This is a genomic window from Rhodococcus gordoniae (genome assembly GCF_001646655.1).
Classification (GTDB): Bacteria; Actinomycetota; Actinomycetes; order Mycobacteriales; family Mycobacteriaceae; genus Rhodococcus; species Rhodococcus gordoniae.
Map to the genome: position 1 here is coordinate 1 of NZ_LPZN01000094.1, position 5,463 is coordinate 5,463.

Annotated in this window: 7 protein-coding genes and 1 pseudogene; 4 read left to right on the plus strand and 4 right to left on the minus strand. The window is 69.8% G+C overall.

All coding sequences use genetic code 11. The features are described from left to right. Positions 1-124: DUF2188 domain-containing protein (locus A8G18_RS22675; RefSeq protein WP_157100873.1), on the minus strand; the 124-nt coding region annotated here is incomplete at its 3' end. A gap of 153 nt (positions 125-277) precedes the next feature. Here A8G18_RS22675 and A8G18_RS22015 point away from each other — a divergent pair. Continuing rightward, positions 278-1,333, plus strand: coding sequence for a tyrosine-type recombinase/integrase (locus A8G18_RS22015; protein ID WP_064065557.1), 1,056 nt, complete (start codon positions 278-280; stop codon positions 1,331-1,333). Between the two features lie 97 nt (positions 1,334-1,430). After that, positions 1,431-2,852, plus strand: a complete 1,422-nt coding sequence (locus A8G18_RS22020) for an NAD(P)/FAD-dependent oxidoreductase (protein WP_064065558.1) — start codon at positions 1,431-1,433, stop codon at positions 2,850-2,852. A gap of 72 nt (positions 2,853-2,924) precedes the next feature. On the opposite strand, the gene A8G18_RS22025 is transcribed toward A8G18_RS22020, so the two are convergent. Both A8G18_RS22025 and A8G18_RS22030 read right to left on the minus strand, forming a co-directional pair. Then, a complete protein-coding gene (locus A8G18_RS22025) occupies positions 2,925-3,374 on the minus strand; it encodes a PaaI family thioesterase (protein WP_064065559.1) in 450 nt (149 codons plus the stop codon). A gap of 160 nt (positions 3,375-3,534) precedes the next feature. Then, positions 3,535-4,020 (minus strand): hypothetical protein, encoded by a 486-nt coding sequence (locus tag A8G18_RS22030; RefSeq protein ID WP_064065561.1) that lies wholly within the window; start codon positions 4,018-4,020, stop codon positions 3,535-3,537. A 115-nt stretch (positions 4,021-4,135) separates the two neighbouring features. On the opposite strand from A8G18_RS22030, the gene A8G18_RS23725 reads away from it, so the two are divergent. Both A8G18_RS23725 and A8G18_RS22035 read left to right on the plus strand, forming a co-directional pair. Further along, positions 4,136-4,465: a rhomboid-like protein gene (locus tag A8G18_RS23725; protein WP_425337716.1), complete on the plus strand. Its 330-nt coding sequence runs from the start codon at positions 4,136-4,138 to the stop codon at positions 4,463-4,465. Then, a pseudogene (locus tag A8G18_RS22035) lies at positions 4,362-4,846 on the plus strand (rhomboid-like protein); the annotation flags it as partial. The gene A8G18_RS23725 and the pseudogene A8G18_RS22035, both read left to right, overlap by 104 nt. Before the next feature lie 84 nt (positions 4,847-4,930). On the opposite strand, the gene A8G18_RS22040 reads toward A8G18_RS22035, so the two are convergent. Next, a partial coding sequence (locus A8G18_RS22040) for a hypothetical protein (RefSeq protein ID WP_064065560.1) occupies positions 4,931-5,463 on the minus strand: 533 nt, incomplete at its 5' end.

The following is a 5,463-nucleotide window of genomic DNA, read 5'->3' on the forward strand; positions in this document are numbered from 1 at the left end:
CGTCGCGGCCGGCCGCGACGGCCTCCTCGCGCGTGGTGTAGGTGCCGAGCAGCTCGCTCGAGCCTTCGATCCGGTTGTGCCAGGATCCGTCCTGGTGGAACGTCTCGATGTCACCTGCGGGCATGGCGTGCTCCTCTCCTCGACGGGCCTCGTTCGTCGCGTACCCGGCGACGAGCCCGCCCGAACCCCGAACGCGTCCCGGTCTCCGCTGTCCCGTCGGTTCCTGCTGTCACACTGGACTCGCACATCTGTACGAGTGGTTCACGGGAGGAGCATCGTGGCGGGCAGCGCGACCGAGCCGGGATTGTCGGACTGGATCGGGTCGTATCTGGAGACCCTGCAGACGGCGAAGCGGTCCCCGCACACCGTCAAGGCGTACCGGCTCGATCTGTACGCGGTGCGCGCCCACCTCGCCGGCGCGGGCGGGATTCCGGAGGAGACCCTGGCGCTCGGCGACGTGACGGTGCGCCGGTTGCGGTCGGCGTTCGCGGCGTTCGCCGCCGAGCGGCAACCGGCGTCGGTGCGCCGCGCCTGGTCGGTGTGGAACAACTTCTGCAACTTCCTTGTCTCCGAAGGAGTCTCGGAGGGCAACCCGATGGCGTCGATCGCGCAGCCGAAGAAACCGCAGCACACCCCGAAAGCGTTCTCCCCCACCGCGATCACTCAGCTCGTCGACACCGTCACGATGGAGGCGCAACGCCCGGCCGAATCGGCGCGGGACTGGCCGCAACGGGATCTGGCGCTCATCGCCACCCTGCTGCTCACCGGCATCCGCTCGGACGAGCTGATCCGCCTCGATGTGGGCAGCATCCTCGGCGGCCGGGAGGCCCCGGTGCTGCGGGTGCTCGGCAAGGGCGCGATCGAACGGGAGATCCCCCTCGAGGACAGTTGGACGGCGATCGTCTGCGCCTATCTCGAGGAACGCTACGCCCGCTTCCCCGCCGCACGGCGCCGCACCCGCGACCGCGACGAGCTGCCGGTGTGGGAGCGGCACGATCCGACCGATCCGCTGTTCGTCGGCGCGGACGGCAGACGCATCACCCGCGGCACCCTGCAGTACCGGGTGCGGCGCATCTACCGCCGCGCGGGCATCGAATCGGAACGCAAACGCGGGGCGCTCGCCCACGCACTGCGGCACACCTTCGCGACGAGCCTGGCCGACAGTGGCGCGACGATGGTGGAGTTGCAGCAATTGCTCGGGCATCGCTCGTTGCAGACGGTGCAGGTGTACACCTCGGCGACCGACGACGCGGTGCGGCACGCCGCGCGGCACAACCCCGTCTACGGGCTGCTCGGCCCCCGGCGCGAGCCGAGCGGCGACGGGCCGGACTAGCCCGCTGGGGGCCGGTGGGCTCCTCGGTTGCGCTGTGGGCGGGCGCGGCAACTGCAAGACTGGGGATCGATCCATCCGGCAACGTGAAGGAGCATCCATGAGCATCGAGCAGACCGAACCCCGCCGTCATCGAGTGGTCGTGATCGGATCCGGATTCGGAGGGCTGTTCGGAACCCAGGCCCTGGCTCGTGCCGATGTGGACGTCACGGTCGTGGCGCGCACCACCCACCATCTGTTCCAGCCGTTGCTGTACCAGGTGGCGACGGGCATCCTGTCGGTCGGCGACATCGCCCCCGCGACCCGCATGGTGCTGCGCAAGCAGAAGAACGCGCAGGTGCTGCTCGGGGACGTCGAGAAGATCGACCTGGAGAACCGGACGGTGACCTCCCGCTTCCTCGAGCGCTACACCACCACCCCCTTCGACAGTCTCATCGTCGCCGCCGGGGCCGGCCAGTCCTATTTCGGCAACGATCAGTTCGCCGAGTTCGCGCCGGGCATGAAGACCATCGACGACGCCCTGGAATTGCGGGGCCGGATCCTCGGGGCGTTCGAGCAGGCCGAACTGTCGCACGATCACGAGGAACGCGCCCGGCTGCTGACCTTCGTGGTGGTCGGCGCCGGCCCGACGGGTGTGGAGCTCGCGGGGCAGATCGCGGAACTCTCGCGCCGCACCCTCAAGGGCACCTTCCGCAACATCGATCCGACGGAGGCGCGGGTGGTGCTGCTCGACGGCGCCTCCGATGTGCTGCCGGTCTACGGCGGCAAGCTCAGCCGCAAGGCCCGCAAGACCCTCGAGCGGCTCGGGGTGGAGATCCAGCTCGGGGCGATGGTCACCGACGTCGACGCCGACGGATTGACGGTCAAGGAGAAGGACGGTTCGCAGCGGCGCATCGAATCGCAGTGCAAGGTGTGGTCGGCGGGCGTGGCGGCCAGCCCGCTCGGCAAGCAGCTGGCCGAACAATCCGGGGCGCAGATCGACCGCGCGGGCCGGGTGGAGGTGCTGCCGGATCTGACGCTGCCCGGGTATCCGAACGTGTTCGTCATCGGCGACATGATGTCGCTGAACAAGCTGCCCGGTCTGGCACAGGTGGCGATGCAGGGCGGCAAGTACGCGGCCCGGCAGATCATCGCCTCGCTCGGCGGCGCCGATCCGACGCATCGGGAACCGTTCAAGTATTTCGACAAGGGCAGTATGGCGACGATCTCGCGGTTCAGTGCGGTCGCGAAGGTCGGCAAGCTCGAGATCAGCGGGTTCCTGGGCTGGGTGGCGTGGCTGTTCATCCACCTGCTGTATCTGGTGGGGTTCTCGTCGAAGGTCTCGACGCTGCTGTCGTGGGCGCAGGCGTTCTTCTCCGCCGGCCGCAACGAGATGGCGGCCACCGAACAGCAGGTGTTCGCCCGGATGGCGATCGAGCACATGCGGGCGGAAGGCCCGAACGAGGCCTCCGAAGCGGCGGAGGAACGGTCCGCGCAGACGTCGGCCGCGCAGGGCCGGGGTGGGGCGCAGGCCGCGGGCTGACGCTGTTCGCTCCGGCCGGGACTTCTGGTTCCGGCCGGAGCCGTGGATCTGCGGTGTCGGGTGGGCGGGCGGTCAGTGCCCGATGCGGTCGGCGTCGGTGATGTTGGCGAGTCGCACCTGTCCCTGCGCGACGAGGCGGTCCTGCTCGTCGACGATCTCCACGCGCCACACCTGCTGGGTGCGGCCGCGGTGCACGGGGGTGCCGGTGGCGGTGAGGACACCGTCGCGGGTCGCGCGGAGGAAGTCGGTGTTGTTGTTGACCCCGACGACATTGCCCTTGTCCCCCAGCCAGGTGGCGCCGGCGACACTGGCGACGGTTTCGATCACCGCGCAGTACACACCGCCGTGCACGATGCCGTAGGGCTGGTGCTGCGCCGGGGTGATGGTCCAGCGGGCCCGCGCGAGGTCGGGGCCGAGCTCGACGAACTCGAGACCGAGGGCGGTGTTGAAACCGGTCTCGTTGGCGGTGTTGATCGACTGCACATCGTGCTGCGCCGAGGTGGAGGTGGACTGGTCGCTCATACGGGCTTTCCCTTGTTCGTGCGTGCGGTCGACCGGCCGCCGGGACAGGTGGCCGTCGAACGATGGTAGGACATGGCGGTTTTCGGAAGGTCGCGCCCGACCCCGGTGCGGTCCCCACATCGTTCGTCCGTCGACGCTGCGCCCAGTGCAGGCGATCCGCTCACGGGAAGGTCACCAGGAGCGCGTACGCGACGATCGAGTAACCGTCGGGAATCGGTCCGTACCGGTGCACGGCCCTGGCCCCTTCGTACTCGACGCCGTACCAGCCCGCATCCTCGGTGGGGATCCTCCTCGTCCGTTGGATCACCGGGTGACGTTCGACGACCAGCACTCGACCTTCGGGCCGGGTGCGGTAGACCATCCACAGGTAGCGGTCCCACACCAGATGCCCCGTCAGCACGACATCTCCGAGGGTGTCGAGCTGCGGCGGGAGCACGGTGGTGACGCCGTGACCGAGATGGGCGAGCAACTCGACGCGATCGTCGACGGTGATCTGCTCGACGCGGGCGGGAATGTCGCGCACGAGTTCGCGAATGCAGTCCGTCGCGCCGGGCGTGGTCCAGTAGGTGGTCGGCCGACACACCTGCCCGGGGGTGGGTTGATCGGGCCACGGTTCGAGGTCCTCGATCATCCACAATGTGGTCACCGGTCGATCATCACACTGCCCGGCGAGACCGGCCATCCCCTGACATGCGCCGGTCCGGTCCGGCGACACCGATGTCCCGCCGCGGCGCCGCACACGGTCGATGACGTCGACGAGCATGCCCCGGGCCGCGCGGACGTTTGTGCGGCGAGCTCCCGGGACCTACATCTGGCTGGGTGTGCTGCTGGTGATGTCGGTGGTGACGAGACGACTTCCCGCCGGCGATCTCGAAGTGCTGCTCGGGAATCGGTCCACCGATCTGCATCATCTGGCCGAGGACCCGGTTCCGGGTGCTGGTGTCGAGCGCCTTCTGGCTCGCCGGCGGCGGATGGTTCACGTACTTCGTCGTATACACCGTCTTCCACGTGCCCGCGGAACGCTGGCTCGGGACGTTCCGGTGGCTGTGCGTGGTGGTGACCGCGCATGTCGGTGCGACCTATCTCAGTGAGGGGCCCTGTACTGGGCGATCCGCCGGGGCGACGCACCGGCGTCGGCGGTGGACACCCTCGATTACGGGGTCAGCTACGCCCTGGCCGGGGTGGTCGCCGTGTCGACCTACCGGATCGCCCGGCCGTGGTGTTCGTTCTACCTCGCCGCGGTCCTCGCGTTCTACGCGGTGCCGCTGTTCGTGGACCTGACCTTCACCGCGGTCGGGCACTTCACCGCGGCGCTGCTCGGGCGGGGCTGCTGTCCGCTGGTCCGGTCGCGTCCGGGCACCTGGTCGCCGGTCGCGGGAGTGGCGGCGACAGCGACAGGGCATCGCGCGGATAGTCGACAACGGGGGCGGGGACTTGTGGCTCCCGGGTACACGACGGCGGGCCTCACGTGATCGTGAGGCCCGCCGCGGGAAGGGACCGGGAGTCACTGCAGCCCTCAGGACTCCGCTGCGGTCCGGCAGTCGGAACGACTTCGATTATAGGGAAGGCTGCCCTAATCCAGCAAGGCCCCGGACGGGACGGCCGACGGCGACGAAGGCGTCGAGCAACGCCTGGCCGCGGCGCGCGGCGGTGCGCCGGGACGCGCCGCCGAGCACGGGCAGCCGGTCGGCGCCGGTGACGACGGTGCGGCCGACGATCGCCCAGAACCGGGACCGGTCGAGCGGGGCGTGGGCGCGCAACGCGAGATGGACGGCGGTCAGGGCGGTCGTGGCGCGGTGCGCGGTCCACACCGCCATCGCCTGCTCGCACGGCAGCACCACCACGTCGCGTTGCCCGGCGGCGCGGTCGTCGGGCAGCACCCGCAGGGTGTCGTCGGCGAGGCCGGCCCAATCGATGCAGCCGTCGCTGTCCTGGTGCAGCCACAGATTGTCCAGTCCGGGATCCCAGACGCGGCCCTCGAGGGCGTAGGGGGCCAGGACGCGGCCCACGACGGCGTGGATGAGAGCACCGGCGACCTGCTCGACGGCGATGCGCGGATCCTCGGTGTCGAGCAGGGCGCCGTCGTAGC